Annotated in this window: 15 protein-coding genes; 1 reads left to right on the forward strand and 14 read right to left on the reverse strand. The window is 42.6% G+C overall.

Features of this window, described 5'->3' with window-relative positions; genetic code table 11:
- Genes V4B18_RS00115 through V4B18_RS00135 form a run of 5 tightly spaced genes read right to left on the reverse strand, consistent with a single transcriptional unit; the run spans position 1 to position 3,430 of the window.
- Positions 1–1,107, reverse strand: coding sequence for a phage tail protein (locus V4B18_RS00115; RefSeq protein ID WP_455475515.1), 1,107 nt, complete (start codon positions 1,105–1,107; stop codon positions 1–3).
- Entirely contained in the window at positions 1,107–1,931 is an 825-nt protein-coding gene (locus V4B18_RS00120) for a baseplate J/gp47 family protein (protein ID WP_455475516.1), read from the reverse strand. The genes V4B18_RS00115 and V4B18_RS00120 overlap by 1 nt, the downstream gene beginning before the upstream one ends.
- A complete protein-coding gene (locus tag V4B18_RS00125; RefSeq protein WP_455475517.1) occupies positions 1,928–2,269 on the reverse strand; it encodes a GPW/gp25 family protein in 342 nt (113 codons plus the stop codon). The genes V4B18_RS00120 and V4B18_RS00125 overlap by 4 nt, the downstream gene beginning before the upstream one ends.
- Complete coding sequence (locus V4B18_RS00130; protein ID WP_455475518.1) at positions 2,266–2,907, reverse strand: phage baseplate assembly protein V; 642 nt, start codon at positions 2,905–2,907, stop codon at positions 2,266–2,268. The genes V4B18_RS00125 and V4B18_RS00130 overlap by 4 nt, the downstream gene beginning before the upstream one ends.
- Positions 2,900–3,430: a hypothetical protein gene (locus V4B18_RS00135; RefSeq protein ID WP_455475864.1), complete on the reverse strand. Its 531-nt coding sequence runs from the start codon at positions 3,428–3,430 to the stop codon at positions 2,900–2,902. The genes V4B18_RS00130 and V4B18_RS00135 overlap by 8 nt, the downstream gene beginning before the upstream one ends.
- 92 nt (positions 3,431–3,522) lie before the next feature.
- Here V4B18_RS00135 and V4B18_RS00140 point away from each other — a divergent pair, with 92 nt between their 5' ends.
- The gene (locus V4B18_RS00140) at positions 3,523–3,705 is read left to right on the forward strand and encodes a hypothetical protein (RefSeq protein WP_455475865.1); all 183 of its coding nucleotides are present in this window, start codon (positions 3,523–3,525) and stop codon (positions 3,703–3,705) included.
- An 85-nt stretch (positions 3,706–3,790) separates the two neighbouring features.
- Here the strand turns inward: V4B18_RS00140 and V4B18_RS00145 are convergent, their stop codons facing one another.
- The 9 genes from V4B18_RS00145 to V4B18_RS00185 form a co-directional block, all read right to left on the reverse strand.
- Positions 3,791–8,731 carry a DEAD/DEAH box helicase gene (locus V4B18_RS00145; RefSeq protein WP_455475866.1) on the reverse strand — a complete coding sequence of 1,647 codons (4,941 nt, stop codon included), beginning with the start codon at positions 8,729–8,731 and terminating at the stop codon, positions 3,791–3,793.
- A gap of 145 nt (positions 8,732–8,876) precedes the next feature.
- Positions 8,877–9,245 carry a head-tail joining protein gene (locus V4B18_RS00150; protein ID WP_455475867.1) on the reverse strand — a complete coding sequence of 123 codons (369 nt, stop codon included), beginning with the start codon at positions 9,243–9,245 and terminating at the stop codon, positions 8,877–8,879.
- On the reverse strand, positions 9,245–10,321 hold the full coding sequence (locus V4B18_RS00155) for a major capsid protein (RefSeq protein WP_455475868.1): 1,077 nt from the start codon (positions 10,319–10,321) through the stop codon (positions 9,245–9,247). The genes V4B18_RS00150 and V4B18_RS00155 overlap by 1 nt, the downstream gene beginning before the upstream one ends.
- 12 nt (positions 10,322–10,333) lie before the next feature.
- Complete coding sequence (locus tag V4B18_RS00160) at positions 10,334–10,702, reverse strand: head decoration protein (RefSeq protein WP_455475715.1); 369 nt, start codon at positions 10,700–10,702, stop codon at positions 10,334–10,336.
- 1 nt (position 10,703) lies between these two features.
- Complete coding sequence (locus V4B18_RS00165) at positions 10,704–10,970, reverse strand: hypothetical protein (protein ID WP_455475716.1); 267 nt, start codon at positions 10,968–10,970, stop codon at positions 10,704–10,706.
- On the reverse strand, positions 10,934–12,061 hold the full coding sequence (locus V4B18_RS00170) for a S49 family peptidase (RefSeq protein WP_455475717.1): 1,128 nt from the start codon (positions 12,059–12,061) through the stop codon (positions 10,934–10,936). The genes V4B18_RS00165 and V4B18_RS00170 overlap by 37 nt, the downstream gene beginning before the upstream one ends.
- Positions 12,051–13,592 (reverse strand): phage portal protein, encoded by a 1,542-nt coding sequence (locus V4B18_RS00175; RefSeq protein WP_455475718.1) that lies wholly within the window; start codon positions 13,590–13,592, stop codon positions 12,051–12,053. The genes V4B18_RS00170 and V4B18_RS00175 overlap by 11 nt, the downstream gene beginning before the upstream one ends.
- Positions 13,592–13,840: a phage head-tail joining protein gene (locus V4B18_RS00180; RefSeq protein WP_455475719.1), complete on the reverse strand. Its 249-nt coding sequence runs from the start codon at positions 13,838–13,840 to the stop codon at positions 13,592–13,594. Before V4B18_RS00180 ends, V4B18_RS00175 begins: the two co-directional genes overlap by 1 nt.
- The gene (locus V4B18_RS00185; RefSeq protein WP_455475720.1) at positions 13,837–15,759 is read right to left on the reverse strand and encodes a phage terminase large subunit family protein; all 1,923 of its coding nucleotides are present in this window, start codon (positions 15,757–15,759) and stop codon (positions 13,837–13,839) included. The genes V4B18_RS00180 and V4B18_RS00185 overlap by 4 nt, the downstream gene beginning before the upstream one ends.
- Positions 15,760–15,768 lie beyond the last annotated feature (9 nt).

The raw sequence follows: 15,768 nt of genomic DNA on the forward strand, positions 1-15,768 counted from the left end.
TTAAAACTCCAGTAAAATATTAAATTGTTCCCGAACATCGGCACGTAAAAGAATATTGAGGGAAGTTTTGAGTATCTCAACACCTCCAATGCTCTCGCTCGGCTTGAGCCACAGCTTTCCCAAAGGCACATCTTTTGCAGGTGTGGCATGCACCAGAACAGAAACAGAAGCCGCTTGCCTACCATCAACATCATGAAAATCTGTCCGAGCAGCCATTAAGACCATTGTGCCGGTTGTTGAGGGCTTCAATCTCCTACCTGAATGGCTATAAACCCCATCTAATGCCTGTTCCACAGGCTGGACAATGTTGCATCGGCGAATGCCAATGACAGCATCATTCATATCCCTCAAGACAAAATAAAGAGTTCGATTTCTAAACCACTGTGCCATCAGGATTCCACGTTTGGTGTTATCCACAGAATGCCAAGGAAAATTCGCCATTTCCCACGGATAATCAATCTCATTCCAGCTTAATTCTTCTTCAGTCTTATCAGTCCAATTACCAATAAGTGTGCCTTCTTCTTTTGTTAAAAGGTGTTTCTTAAATGTACTCTGACCAAAGGAAAATAAGGTGTCATCAGCGGTCATCCGCACACCGCTTTCACGTTCAAGCAGCGCATTGTCTAGTCTTGACATGTTCTCTTCGACAGCTCCAACGCTATACCCATGAGTGACGCGTCGAAAATCAGAACGCAAACTTTTAGACAGGTTTGTAATCGCCACAATTGCTTCGAGACTGCTTTGTTCAGGTAAACGATCAAAATTAAGCTGGAAGGAATTCCACCAGACACGCCCTGTCCATGCTGCTATAAAATGGGCTGAAAGCTCTAACCACTTTAGCCCCATAGCGATAGCTGCTAACGATCCACGTACCTGCTGCCATTTGGAACCTGTATCAAGCAAGTCATAAAGATTTGGAACATAAGGGGTTAACTCACCAAGCCCGTATTCTTCAATCAGCCACGGCAAAAAGCTTGGTGGACGGATTAGAAGCTTTGAACGTGAAATCCCCGAAATAATATCATCAACATCTTTATGAAAGTCACAAGCATTCGCAAGGCTTTTTTCAAATTCTGTTGCATTGGTTGGAAGTAAATATCCAACCATTAACGTGCCCTACCCTTAAAATTTAATGTAATTTTGCCAAGCGATAACACTTCCTCAGCTGAAACAGCAATATCCTTTATTGGCTCCAAAGCAAGGATTTTCTGCACACCAGGAATCATCAATTTTGACACCCACCATGATAAACTTAACTCGCGACCAAGAGTTTGTTCTTGCCTCCATGCCGCTCTTAAATTTGCTTCCATTTGTGCTAAAATTGTCAGGGCTGTTTCTTGCAACAGCCAAACATCGGCTTCCAAAGCTATAACCTTAGCTACAGCCGCATGAACAACAATCGTATCATTGGTCATAATCACATTCTTTTTGTGAAGCGCTTCCGAAACCTTCTTGATAAGCTCTTGACTGGCTGTTTCTTCATTGTTGCTGAAAATAGCAACATGAATGGTTGGGTCTTTCCCTGTACGATAAACAATGGCATCTTTAACGCGACTGTCTGCTGACAGAGCCACAAATTTGTAATAAGGCTCTGTCCCACTCCCTTTGCCACCACGGACATGAAGCCTGATACGTTCACGGTATTTATCATCACTTTCCTCTTCCATTCGGTAAACACCGTGCCAATCTCCCAAAGCATCAAGAGAAGTGCCCGTTGCAAAATCAAGAATGTTGTTGCGTACTGCTTCATTAATGCGTTGTCTTAAAAGCAGTTCTCTATAGCTAAAAGCCTCAATGACTTTTAAAGCTGGATCACTTTCAAGAAACGTGTAATTTGGTAACTGTTCTTTTAAATGCGCAAGACTTGCTGCACGGATTTCCTCAAAAGAAAGTTCCGAGAGAATTTCAGGTTTAACAAAGGTTTGACTCATTTTATCAGCAACCCTTCCATGGCAATGGGTTTGCCTGAAGGCAAATAAATTCCTGTAAACGACAAGGAAACTTTTCCAGCCTCAACCAATTTCAAGTCAATCTCTTTAAGTTTAAAACGCGGTTCCCACTGATCTAAAGCCTCCGCAATCGCCGCATAAAGCAAAACCGCAAAAGCGTCATTAACGGGGGCATCAATCAGTTCAGGAACCCGTGAACCATAATCCCGCCGCATCACACGCGTGCCAATCCGTGTGGACAAAATATCAAGGATCGATTGACGTAAGTGATCGATACCAGAAAGCAACTTTCCTGTTGTGCGATCCATTCCTCTGTTCACTTTGGAACTCCTGTTATGGAACTACCAGAGGCAACACCACTATGAACGTGAGAGGCGCCTATATTTTTACCGCTATGGGTCAAGGAGCTGCTCTTTATTGAAACATCCCCACCAGCTTTCAGAGAAAGATTGCCCTCTGCGCTTAAACGCATGTCCCCTTCTGAAGCAATTTTAAGACCATCAGGGGCTGTAAGCTCTAACATGCCACCCTCTCCTTTAACGCAAACGCCATCAGAAATCGTGAGGATAAACTTTCCTCCTGATTTAATGGAGAGGGCATAAGTATTTTGTTCATCATCATATTCAATGGTTGTCCCGTCAGGATAGATGGTTTTGTGAAGACTCCCTTTATCAACTGCTTGGGTCTCATCGGTATGAATGGAACCAACAATCACCCCTTGCGATAAATCTCCCGATGACGACACAACAACAACTTGCTCGCCAACATCACGTCCTTCATAAGAACGGGTTTTTCCAGCACGCGCTTGTGTATCTGGAATCCAGTCACTGACCAAAGTGCCACTTCTTACTCGATAACGGGCGTTTTTATAATCCGCATGGCTAATCTTGCCCACAACAACCATATTAGCCACACGCCTTTTTAAATCTGTGATTTCCTTGTCGCGTCTCTCAAGCATGAAACCCCTCAATCTTTTGATATTTATCTTCGTTTTTTCTCCCCGTTTCGGGATCAAAACCTACTAAAGACTCAACAAGTCTTGCTTCTATACTTCCTTCATCTGCATCAGGAATATTCGTTACGTAAGTGACTTCGAAAGTTAAAATGGCTCCATGAAGTGCTAAAGCACCATTATCGCCAAAGGCAAAAGCAATATTCTGTAACCGACAGCTCTCAACTGTATTGTTTAAATTGGGGTTGGCATAGAAGATGTTTTCCACTTCCCACGCCAACTGATCTACACAGCGTGCACCATCTTCTTGCGTTGCATAACATTCAACATCAACGGTTAAAACACGCCGCCGTAATCCATAATCATGCCCCTGTTCCAATGTTTCGTTTTGTGTGGACACATTAATGGCAGGCATCTTCTCCGATGAAAAATTAAAATCCCGCATATTGAAAACATTTTCACAAGCAACTGTCTTTGCTGCCTTTATCAAGGCAACAAAGCTCTCTCTCACCGTCTCTCTCGGGTACATCAATGCTCCTGTTTAATAAGTTGATTTTGTTATATTTTGTAGATATGTTTTATGAACAGCCGTTAACATGCAGTACAAGGAAATCAGCCTTTATGAAGACCTCAAAATTAAAACAAATGCCTGTTTTTAAAACGGATGCAGAAGCAGAAAACTTTGTTGATTTTGAACTTTTACTTAAAAAAGCTTGGAACGCTTTGGATTCTTTACCATTGACAGATGAAGAATTTACATGCCTTAAACCAGCAAAAGAAATTTTACCTGCTGCCTTCTTTTAATATGTAGAAGAGGATTTTAATATGTAGAAAAGAAGAACACTGTAAACGTGGACGCTTTTACTCGTTGCATCTCAAAAATAACTTTTTAAATATTTTCAGTTTCTCTAACTTCCAATTTTGGAAGATTGCGAACAATTTTCATTGTTTCTAAACTTACAGTAATAACCCGTTGAAACAATTCTAAAGGATAGGCTGGATTACCAACCGTTTCAACAGCATAGCAATTAGCATCATTGACAAGACCGCTTGCTTTATCAGTTTTAATAACCTGCCGCTCCATAATCCATTCGAGAGCAGGTCTGCCATTCACCACATAATCATAAGCTTCAAGAGGAATATTCTGCATAGTGATCTGTGCATTATAAATCACTGTACTTTTGTCAAGTGCACCGCTCTTACCAGCAAATTTCATCGCTTTAACACGGTAAAAACTCACCGCATCAGAAATCATCCAAGTGCTTCGATCACCTTGTTTATATGTCACTGGATATGGCTCAGCCTCTTCATAATTCATATGCAAATCGCCAAGCTTTCGACCCGCTGTAACAAAAGCCCAAAAGTCTTCTATCTTTTTAACAGTTGGAATACGTGGCAATTGTTTGGATAGATTATGCGCGTAGCGCACACGATAATCCTCAGAATGCAACACCCCATAAACGTAAGAAAAAAGATCATCCTTTGTAATCATTTCGCCAGGATAAGCTGCCTTAAAATATGCCAACCCCTCATTGGTGATAGCATCACGCCGCTGCAAGCCAGCTTTTTTGCTTTCCTTTGCAAAATTTTCAAATAAGTGAATTTGGCTCTCTTCTTTATCTTCTAAGGACTCGGCATTTTCATAAATATACCGCGGAAAACATTGACCTTTCTCCATTGCATCAAGATTAGATAAATTCTTAATCATCAGAACAGAAAAACCACTGCTTGCTCCAATTCCTGTAACTTGTATTATTCTATTTTCAACCGCTTCTTCTAGAGGAAATATCCGCGGCATTTGATAAACTCTTTCGTTAAAAGCACGATTATAATAGAGCCACTGTCGTGTAAAAGGACGATAAAGACTTTGAACTAAGCAACTACTCCCAAATTCGGAAAATTTTCCCCTTATTAATTCTTCTTTAAGACTGCTACTCCAGCTGATTTTTTTTGCATCTGTATTGACAAAACCGTTCACAGCATTTGCACGTGCCTTGCGATCAGAATGTAGATACGCAGCATTAAAACGTTCTACTTCGCTGTTATAGAAGGCTACCATATTGCTCATATTCTCTGCTAAAGCTTCACGACTTGCGTTGTATGCCCAAGCATCACGATTAGTTGAAATACCGCAAGAAAAAGTTTCAAAGAGCTTTTTATCGCCACCCTTCTTATCACCTAAGGTTAAAAATTTTTCAAAATCACTGTTGCGCTGATCCAGCCAATCGCCATACTCATCTGGTGTAATCACCCGCCAGCCGTGTTCACGCTTAACACCGCCAATACTGCCCAATCGTTGAAGTTCAGATAATTTCTCTTTTGTCGTAAGATTATCACCAATGTTATAATAATAAATTTTGCAATGCTCAGTGACATCTGGATTTTTAATAAACAGTGTTACCGCAATACCCGCCATACTTCCACTTCCGAAAACATTTTGCCCTTCTTGAGCACGCCCTTTACTCATCATATTTTTGCGAATATCACCCCGCAGATTGAAAACATAAATGCTCGAAAATTCTTCATTCAATTCTTTTCGTAAGCCATTCATAGAATATCCATTGATAAAACCTGCATTGGTCACAAAACCAATAACACCACAATCTTTTATGCGATCACTTGCCCACCGAATAGCACGAATGTAACTGTCATAAAGCCCATTAACATTATTCGCTTTGGATTGAGCGGCATAAGTTTCACGGATACGACGATCCAATTTAGCATAGCTGATATTCTTTGCATTGTCGTTTTCATTTTTTTGCCCAGTAGAATAAGGGGGATTCCCAACAATAACACGAATATCCAGTTCCTTCTGACGCGACCGACGTGTACTGTTATCCATCATTAAATCACTAATTAGGTCTTTTTCCTGCTCATAAAGCTGGAAAGTATCGGTCAGACAAATCCCTCCGAACGGGACATAATCTCCTCCCATAAGTCCATGATACGTCGTCTCAATATTAATGGCTGCAATATAATACGCTAAAAGCATGATTTCATTGGCATGAATCTCGTGACAAAATTTATGCTGCATTTCTTCTGAGTTTATCAAACCAGATTGTAAAAGCCGCGTAATAAAAGTCCCCGTTCCCGTAAAGGGATCTATGATGTGAACACCCGATGAGCCAAGCGTTTGCTCAAATTCATTTTGTAATACATCATTCACCGAATGAATAATAAAATCCACAATCTCAACGGGAGTATAAACAATCCCTAGTTTTTCCACAGTGCGTGGAAAAGCGTAACGGAAAAACTTATCATAAAGCTCTACAATCAACTTCTGTTTTGCTTTTAGATCCGTAATTCCACTTGCTCGTAATTTTACACTTGCGTAAAAACTCTCAAGATCTTTGGACTCCTTATCAAGGTTCGCCTCATCAAGCACATCGAGCATACGCTGCATAGCACGCGATACAGGATTCTCGCGTGTAAACTGATACCCTTCAAACAACACCTGAAATACAGGACGCGTGATGATATGCTGTGCCAACATCTCAATCGCATCAGCCTCTGTAATAGCGTTGTTTAAGTCGTCACGCAATTCTGCTACAAACTTATCAAAGGCTTGACGTACCTCAGTGTCTGGAACAGTTAAAATGCCCGTTAAACGCGTGATATGATTCTTAGCAATCTCAGCAATGTTGCTCGCCCAATCTTCCCAATAATCACGCGTACCGCATTTTTTGACGATCTTTGCCATGATCGCATGAGAAAGCTCATCTACAGAGAAAGAAAACTCCCCTTGCACCGTATCTGTAATAACATAATCATCCTCTGGTGTTCCAATTCCCGATCGTGCGGGTTGTGAGCGAATAGGAAGATCCTCTACAACAGCAGTAACAGCCTTTAACTCAGTGCTTTGAGTGACACCAATAATCTCAATCACATTGCTCACATCTTGCCCTAAGGATGCCTTATTAATCGTAGCATCAAAACGATCATCATGCGCACGCAAAGCATTCAAAATTTGCCAAATAACCCGATATTTATCATTGTTATTCAAAGCCTGTTCCACTGGAATCCCAGGGGGAATGCCAATTGGCAGAATGACATACCCCATCTTTTTGCCTTCAGAGAGACGCATCACACGCCCAACCGACTGAACAACATCAATCTGACTCTTCCGTGGGTTTAAAAAAATGATCGCATCAAGAGCTGGAACATCCACTCCCTCAGACAAACAACGGGCATTGGTCAAAATACGACAAACATCATCACCACCACCAGCTTTCAGCCAATCGAGCAATGCACCACGATCCTTCGCATTGAAAGTGCCATCAACATGTTCGACTTCACATTTCAAAAATGGCTCATTTTCTATATTCTCTTTAGTATAATCAAGATATTCTTCAACAACCGCAGAAAATTCATCCCGGATTAGTTTAGAACTGCGAATATCTTTACAAAACGCCAAAGCACGGTGCATGGGATGCAGATCAGCCCCAACGTCAGCCTTCACATCTTGTTTTGTGAGCGCCTTATAACACCCGACAATCTTCGTTGCATCATCAAGAACAAGCTCAGACTGGATATCACTAAGACGCTTCTGAACAGCTGAACTCACGAGTTTCTCGTCCATTGCCAATACAATAACCTTGTAGTCAGTTAAAAGGTCATTTTGTACAGCCCATGAAAAACCACGATAAAAAAGTGTTTTGCCAAAGAGCTTTTCATCATCCATCGAAGCAAGAATCACATTTGCTTCATTCGCGCGGCTTTTTGCGTTATCACCAAAAATGCGTGGTGTTGCTGTCATATAAAGGCGTTTTTTGGCACAAATAACATCATTGGAATGGACTTTAACAAAATTGGATTCATCCTTTCCCATCAGTGTTGCCCCTGTTGTACGATGAGCCTCATCACAAATGATAAGATCAAATGTTGGAAAACCGTACTGTTTCTGAGCATCAGCAATCACCTGAATGGATTGATAGGTTGCAAACACAACAGTCATCTCATCTGCGACACCATTACTCGCACGTTTTGCGAGTTTAGCAGCATCTGTTGTTGCTGGAAAAGCAAGATCAAACACATCAATATCGGCAATATCATCAGTATTTTTACGACGTTTCCCAACCTGTGTATCTGAACATACAGCAAAGGATCGTAATCCGATTTCTGCATCCGTTGTCCATTCACGTACCGTCTGTGACATCAAAGCCAAGGATGGCACAAGAAACAAGACAAACTTCCCTTTACCCGCTAAGTCCTCAGCAATCTTAAGACTGGTAAATGTCTTACCAGTACCACAAGCCATGATGAGCTTGCCACGATCTGTTTCAGTGAGTCCAGCCCGCACACAATGCAATGCCTCCAACTGGTGTGGACGGAGTTTCTTTTTATCCTCCAGCACAACTTTGCTTTTGGCTGCAAAGATTTCCCAATGGATCGGACTTTCTTGCATATTGGAAAGATTAATCCGTATAACAGGAATATCCTGCCCTCGTATCATTGTTTCAGCGTTTTCACTCCAAGCGTTTGCAGTGCTATCTATAATAACACGCCGCTTGAACGGAGCCTTACCTGATGCTGAAATAAAACTATCAATATCTGCTTTTCTAATCCGATAGGCTGCATCATAAAATTTACATTGAATTGCCGCAAAACCATCTTCATCACGAATCTTTGCCACAAGATCGATACCGGTATCACGACCATCCCAACCATTTTCGTGAGCCCAATCTTTAAAGGTTTGAACCTTTTCATACTGCTTAAACTGAAGAGGATCATGTGTCAGGTAAGCAAGAGCAAAACGCTCAAAATATGTCCCTTTATCTCGTTCGCTACGCGCTTCATCACGATATGTCTGTAAAAGCGATTGTAGCGTCATGCTTTTCCCCCCCAATTATCCCCATTTAAGATGCCTTCAACTACCGTGTCTAAGCAAATTCGTCAATGTCTATCATTTTGCCTAAAAGACTTAAAACAGCTTTATACTGATTATTTACAATGGAATATGATTCTAAGCAAAATAATCAAAACTGCGTGCTAGGCGAAGATGTCTCCCGCAAAATAAGCTTATACATTCCAGATTCAGAAGCTTGTACATCTGTTACAATGAAATGCTCTTGAGAAGAAGCGTTGCTGTTTTCAGGAGACATGACAACGACGCTATCTTGAGGCTTTGGTGGCAACCCGCCAATGTCATTGATACAAACATCCAGCTCTTTTCTTGGGATCGTTGTATTTATTCTGCCGCCTGCTTCCGATTCTGAATGCTTGATACTGTAAATTGCTATGATATCAAAAGACTGTCCTGTTTCTTTTCGCGTGTAGACAACAGGCTGCCCAAAGGTGTTGCGCACATCTTTTACCATTTGCTTGAGAAGCCCGTGCCATAACATTATTTCGCTCCTATAACGCCTTTAAAGAGCATTTCAGGACGTGTACAAATATAAAGCGGATAACTGTACACTTCAGGTTTTACCCATGCGTTGCGCTCATGATCTGCTATGAGAAGGGTATAAAGAGGCTTTCCAACTGTATTAGCAAAATCTAAAGATTCCCCTGGTGCAAAGGTTTTCTGAAACACACCGGGTGCATCAACAGGGAAGAATTGACACTCATCAGGTTTAATCCCTATTGCACGTTTTGTCCCAGCTTTAGCACTAACGTTATAGTTATGAATGCTTCGGTAATTAATAAAAGTTACCCCAGCAAAATCAAAGCTGCCAAAGCTCCCTGATCCAAGAGCACTTGGTGTTGCAACGCCTCTTGTGCTATTTAACGTCTGCGCTAAAGCGGTATTTAAATAGGTTTCACGAATTGTTTTGTGGTTTTTTAATTTGGAAAAGAATTCATTTCCACAAAGCCCTATAATCCGTGAACGATCCGTAAACGCACCCTTTGATGCCTCAATCATCTTCATAATCACTTGATCGACAATATCAGCAATATCTGTCTCTTCCGTGTTTAATTTAAAATCGATGGGCTCTGGTGGTTTGATTTCCCATTCCTTATACCAATCGACAATCACTGATCCATCGGCGTCAAGGACAACGCCTTGAATAGCGCCAAGCTGCATATTCTCCCATGTCAATTCAATTTCAGAAATCAGCTTTTTTTGTTTGCGAGCGATATATTTCATCGCTACCTCAAGCTGATCCTCTGTTCCAAATTCTCGACGATTTTGGATTTCTTCTGACTTTATCGTATCACTTTTGGCAATACGGGTTGTTTTGAAAAAACGAAGATTACGCCCATCTCTATCCGCTTCAATTAAAGGGGCTCCACGTTCACTCGTTTGAATCAGCGATAAAGTATTATCACGTCTCTCTATACCAACAACCGTCGTGCTTGTCTCAACATCCTCAAAAAGATTAAGAGAGCTGATAAGGCTTGGCTGGAATTCGTAATTTTCAATCGCTTTCATCATTGTTGTGGCTGAGAAAGCGTCGTGTTTAAAAAAGTTCATGTCCATGTGCGCATTCTCCTATCGCAACATAATTTTATTTTTTTCTTCTAAAGATTGAATGGCTACTTGCTTTTGCTCATCTGTAATTGTATTCGGCCATATCAATTCAGAAGCTTTTACAGTACACAAGCGTGCTGTAATCACCGCGCGCCGATCTGTCTTTGTTACATCAACATTGGCATAAGAAATGCCTGCTGGCACTTTGCTTCCATCCACAGCTTTGGGATTAAGCGGAACATATTTTCCCGTTGCAGTCACTTTTCCCATGACAGTTCCTGCCATAATTTCCGCCCCTGATGCGAAGATAACCTCTTCATGAGATAAATCGGGATCATAACGCCCAAGATAAGCGCTATCACGAATGTCTTCATAAAAAATATCACTCATTTTATTTCCTCCCATTCACTGCTTTCCAAGCTGTTTCCCATTTTGCATGAATCTTCGCCTTACTATTCCCGTCTTGATGCGGAACATAAGGCGACGCTTTTAAAGACGCACTCTTGGAAGAAGCAGCCATCAAAACCGCATGGCGTGCTTTTTCTAGGCTCATGCCACTTTCAATAGCCTTCTCTGCATCAAAAGAGACGCCTAAGCGCTTTGCTTGCTTTTCAAGATTTGTTAAGGCACGTGCACGTTTTCTTTCTTGTTCACGCACGGCTTGAACACTTTTGTGCGTACCTTCTTCGTCATCGTCTTCCCCATCTTCGTCGTTTTCCTCTTCTTCATCAAAGACTTTGGCATTAATGTCGATGTCATCATCGTCTTCGTCTTCCTCAGTGACATCGATAATCTCTTCTTCGTCGTCTTCTTTGATAATGTCTTCTTCGGCGCGGTATTTTGTGCGTGCCATGTGTTTGATCCTTCTTGTTCTGTTGATGTTGGAGGAGATTTTATGGAATCCGTTAAGGCTTCCAAAGCTTGCGCAAATGTGCCTTGCGCATCGGCTAATCCAAGCTCTACAGCTTGGCTGCCTATAAAAGTTTCTGCCTTAGTCTCTCGAATTGCAGCAGCGCTGATTGGTCTATTTTGCGCAACCAAATCGACAAACATATCGTAGAGCAGCCCACAATCTGCTTGCATTTTCTCAAGTGCTCGTTCCGCTAAAGGTTCATGAGAGTTGCCGTGGACTTTGTGGTCACCCTCAAAAACAAAAGTCCATTTATGGCCATTCTTTTCATCGGCACGGGATTGATCAAGATGCGCACAAACAACACCGATGGAGCCAACAACACTCGTACGTGCAACCCAAATTTGCGACGCAGCACAGGCAATCGCATAAGCCGCAGAGCAAGCAAATTCATTGGCATGTGCCCAAATGGGTTTATTGTATGCCTGTGACAAAGTGCGAAACTCGTCGACCAAATCAAACACACCGCCCGCTTCTCCACCACCACTGTCAATATCCAGCAGAACAGCGTGAACATCAGGCTGCGCAATGGCTTCACGAAAAGATGCTCCTAAACCTTCATAAGAAGTCAAACCAGATGCAGTCTCAAGCCATGCCCCACGACGCACGAGCGTGCCATGAACAGGGATAATCGCAATATTGTTTTGTACCCTATAAGTCTCAGGGAGTCTGAAAGCCGCCACATCACTTGCCAAAAAAGCTCCAGTAGCAAGTCTTTCCCCATTTAAAAGACGCGGAGCAAGAGCATTCAGAATAACATCAAGCTTTGTGGAGGCAAGCATATGAGGCACACCGAAAAGCCGTGATGCCAAAAACGGCATATCAAGGTTACTCGCCATGGCTTTGTGCCTCGCTACCTTGATTACTTTCAGTGTCATCATTAGAATCTTCATCATCAATTACTTTATGATCGATGGAGAGATCAGCCATATCTGTATCAAAGAATAAGCCGCGCGCTTGAGCATCTTTGCGTTCTTCCTCAAGCTCAACATGAATGCCATCAATATCAAAACCGCGTTCAGCAAGTGCCATACGCCGTGTTTTTAAGCCTGCGCGAATTTCTTCTTTTTCTGCCGAAATATCCTTGAGCGGATCAATCATTTCAAGCGGCGGGGCAAAGCTTTCACATTGTATCCATGGCAAATAATTTTCTTCCCACCCTGGCAAATCAACACAGCCACCAAGCACAGCCATTTCAACGAAACGTTCCCAAACAATGCGGTTAAACTGAAAAGCTATAATATGCTCGCGCCATTGTTTGACGTGGCGTCTAAACTGAATGATCGATGTACGCACATTGGAAAAGTTGCCCCGCGTCACATCCCCCGTCACAACCGCATAAGGCATGTTGAGAGCTGCACAAATTTTTAAAGCATTATGAAATTGAAAAGCTTCATAAGATCCTCCAACCTCTACGGGATTAGAAAACTTGATGTCCGTTCCCTCTGCTATTTCTTGGATTCCACCTGTCTCAAATATAAGAGGAGGCTTATCTTGCTGTTCTTTGTTGCTTTCTTTGCGGTTCTCAGGCAAACCTCCATAACCGTCATTAGAACGCGTAATAAACCCTGCAAAAAGAGCAGCTGTTCTTTTCCTATCAATCTCGGCATCATCATAAGCTTCAAGCTGAAAAATCTTAACCAGACTACGTGTCACTTTTGGTGATCCACGCAATTGTCCTGCAATACGCCTTTCTTTAACGTGGATCACCATTTCAGCAGGAACTCTTACACGCTCTTGACTTCTAAATGCTCCGCTCAATGGACTGCTATCATAAGGATGATGCTTCCAAAAATGGTACGCAACACGCTTTCCACTGGCATTAAACTCAATCCCCATGCGGATATAATTGCCTTCAATTTCAGCAACCCCGCTATAGGTTAAATCAAGCATTTCTGCAGGATAAATTTGCAATTGAAGCGGTACACCGGAACGCCCATAATGATCAACGTAATGCAATCTCACAAAACATTCGCCGGTTAAAAAAACTTCCCGCGCAATGGTTGCTTGGAGACCATAAAAATTGGCATCTTCATCGTAATCCGCCTCATCAACCCATTGCCACCAAAGATCAAGCAGCTTCTTCTTTTCTTCCTGAAAGCCTTCAATTCTAGGATAGGGTTTAATTCCATCACTGATAGCTGCCGAGACCCATTCTTCTGTTGCAGAACCGTAAAGCGCCTCATTGTCATAGAGCCACCTTGACCGTGCAATAATGGTATCACCTGTCGCTTCAATCGCTTGGTTAATATGTTTTTTGGCAGGGTTTAATCCCCTCATACGACGGCTACGGCTTGCTGCTTCAAAGGGTGGATTATGCTCACCAGAAACGCGAAAAAAGTCCGTTACCTTACTCAATAATCCAGCCATCAATAACCGCGCCTCGCATCAATATAGAAAACACGAGAGCTCCCGCGCCCTTCAAGCTCTGCTATTTGCTTATCCAGCAGTGCAAGTGCCTTGCGTAATTCTTCAACAGAGCGGCTCCCAACCTGCTTGTCACCATGACGCACAAATTGTGCTCCTGAATAAAGAGACTCCTCAAGTTGCTCTCGCCTTCCTTTTAATTCTGCAATTTTTTCACTTTTGCTTTTCAATGGACTTAAATTCTCACTCATAAAATATCCCACTCTCTTTGCATGTAAGGATTGACTGATCTCTTTAATTGTCTCCTTTGAGGCTGTGTTGTTTGAAACTGTTCTGAAACAGGCATTGTACTCTCTGAAGACGCCTCAACATTTTTCAAGCTTTCCAAGCGCTCTTCTAAAATATCAACCTCTTCATTGAGGTTCAGACCCGCTGAAATCAGACCTTGCAAAGCCGCATAAGCATAAACGCGGCAATCTAAAGCCTCATTTCTGGCTTTTTCACTTTTCTGCCATTCGATGCGCTTAAAGCCTTTGAAATATTTGATGACCTTTTTTTCAGCTGTCAGCTGCTCGAAATATTCCTGATCGAGGTTCATATGAAAGTGTGTTGCCCCTGCTCCTGAAGCCTCTGCACCTGACTTCTTAAAACGTGCTGTAATAATATCTTTGGCAGCATCAACACCCACCATATAAAGGTTAATCTGTCGTCCCCTGTTTTTTCTGCTCGGACGACGTGGCCATACCGCTCGCCATCCTGCCTGACCTTTTACTCCCCATATGCGCCTTCCCTCGCGAGGACGGACATAATTGTAAACAGCCTGTGTGTGGCCACCCCCTGTATCAATACAAGCTGCCGTAATCCTTATGCCATTTTTATAACCTGCATGTGGCCAGCGTTTTGCAAGATATTCATCTAATTGATCCCAAACTTCAAAGGAGGACGGATCACCTAAGATCACTTGATAATCAATATGCCAGCTTTCTTCACCACGTCCCCACCCGACAACTTCCAATTCTAATCGATCATTTTGCACATCAATTCCCGCTGTCAACAACACAGCTTGTGGCGGTGCAAGGGGATACTCTTCACGCCGTGCATAGAGGCTCTCAGGATCAATAACCTCACCCGTTTTATCCTCCCAAGGCTCTCCAAGAACAGTGTTCACAAAAGGCTGTAAAAGTGCCGGATCATCTTTGGCATCTAAAAATTCACGTGCACACTCCCCCCATGTCAACCACGGTGAATAGAGCGCTGAAATATGGTACGAACGCAAATTCGGTCGGCTTGATTCACTAGTGGGAACCCAACACGCACCCCTTTCCTCAGACATCAAATCTTCTTTGCGATGCTCTGCATGCTCATGACCACAATGCGCACAAACAAAAACCGCCTTTTCTGGTGATCCTTTCGGCCATTTTATTTGCGACCAAACAATCGGCTGTAACGTGCCACACGCATCACAAGGCACGTTGTAATATCTCTGATCTCCAAGCACAAAATCCTTGGCTATACGGCTAGTGTCACGATGTGTTGGTGTCGACAATTTAAAAATCTTCCTTTGTACAAAAGTTGATGTACGCTTTTCGGCAATCACCACAGGATCACCTTCGTTATCCACGCTCAAAGGATAGGCATCGACCTCATCCAAAATCAGATAACGAATAGGCATAGAACGAAGCCCAGCAGCACTATTGGCTCCTGTGAGCATTAAGACGCCCCCATCAAACTCCTTCGAGAACATTGTGTTACCACTGTCGCGTGCACGAGCGGGGGCAATCCGTTCACTTAAAGCAGGGCTTGCTGTAATCATCGGATCAAGACGAGTCTTCGACAGTTTCTTTGCTGTCTCAACCGTCGGCATCACGTAGAGTGCTGGACTCGGACTAAAATGAATCGCATAACCACAGAAATTCAGTCCTGCCTCTGACATGCCAACCTGCGCACCTTTCATCACAATGGTTGTTTCAATCGGCACGTAAGAAGACAGATTATCCATGATTTCCCGCAAATATGGAGTACGTTTTGTTCTCCACAATCCAGGCTCTGCACTTGCCACTGTGCTCAAATATCTATTTTTATCCGCCCATTCTGAAACCTTGTATGGTGGGTCAGGCTGTCGAGCTTCATTGGCATGCGAAAAAAACTCTTTTACCGCACGATCATCCATGGTTCACTT

Source organism: Bartonella sp. B17, assembly GCF_053795755.1.

Bases quoted from the DNA above. Each gene is read 5' to 3' on its own strand.
- V4B18_RS00115 (WP_455475515.1), bottom strand. From the start codon at position 1,107: ATGGTTGGATATTTACTTCCAACCAATGCAACAGAATTTGAAAAAAGC.
- V4B18_RS00120 (WP_455475516.1), bottom strand. From the start codon at position 1,931: ATGAGTCAAACCTTTGTTAAACCTGAAATTCTCTCGGAACTTTCTTTT.
- V4B18_RS00130 (WP_455475518.1), bottom strand. From the start codon at position 2,907: ATGCTTGAGAGACGCGACAAGGAAATCACAGATTTAAAAAGGCGTGTG.
- V4B18_RS00135 (WP_455475864.1), bottom strand. From the start codon at position 3,430: ATGTACCCGAGAGAGACGGTGAGAGAGAGCTTTGTTGCCTTGATAAAG.
- V4B18_RS00140 (WP_455475865.1), top strand. From the start codon at position 3,523: ATGAAGACCTCAAAATTAAAACAAATGCCTGTTTTTAAAACGGATGCA.
- V4B18_RS00145 (WP_455475866.1), bottom strand. From the start codon at position 8,731: ATGACGCTACAATCGCTTTTACAGACATATCGTGATGAAGCGCGTAGC.
- V4B18_RS00150 (WP_455475867.1), bottom strand. From the start codon at position 9,245: ATGTTATGGCACGGGCTTCTCAAGCAAATGGTAAAAGATGTGCGCAAC.
- V4B18_RS00155 (WP_455475868.1), bottom strand. From the start codon at position 10,321: ATGGACATGAACTTTTTTAAACACGACGCTTTCTCAGCCACAACAATG.
- V4B18_RS00160 (WP_455475715.1), bottom strand. From the start codon at position 10,702: ATGAGTGATATTTTTTATGAAGACATTCGTGATAGCGCTTATCTTGGG.
- V4B18_RS00170 (WP_455475717.1), bottom strand. From the start codon at position 12,061: ATGGCGAGTAACCTTGATATGCCGTTTTTGGCATCACGGCTTTTCGGT.
- V4B18_RS00175 (WP_455475718.1), bottom strand. From the start codon at position 13,592: ATGGCTGGATTATTGAGTAAGGTAACGGACTTTTTTCGCGTTTCTGGT.
- V4B18_RS00180 (WP_455475719.1), bottom strand. From the start codon at position 13,840: ATGAGTGAGAATTTAAGTCCATTGAAAAGCAAAAGTGAAAAAATTGCA.
- V4B18_RS00185 (WP_455475720.1), bottom strand. From the start codon at position 15,759: ATGGATGATCGTGCGGTAAAAGAGTTTTTTTCGCATGCCAATGAAGCT.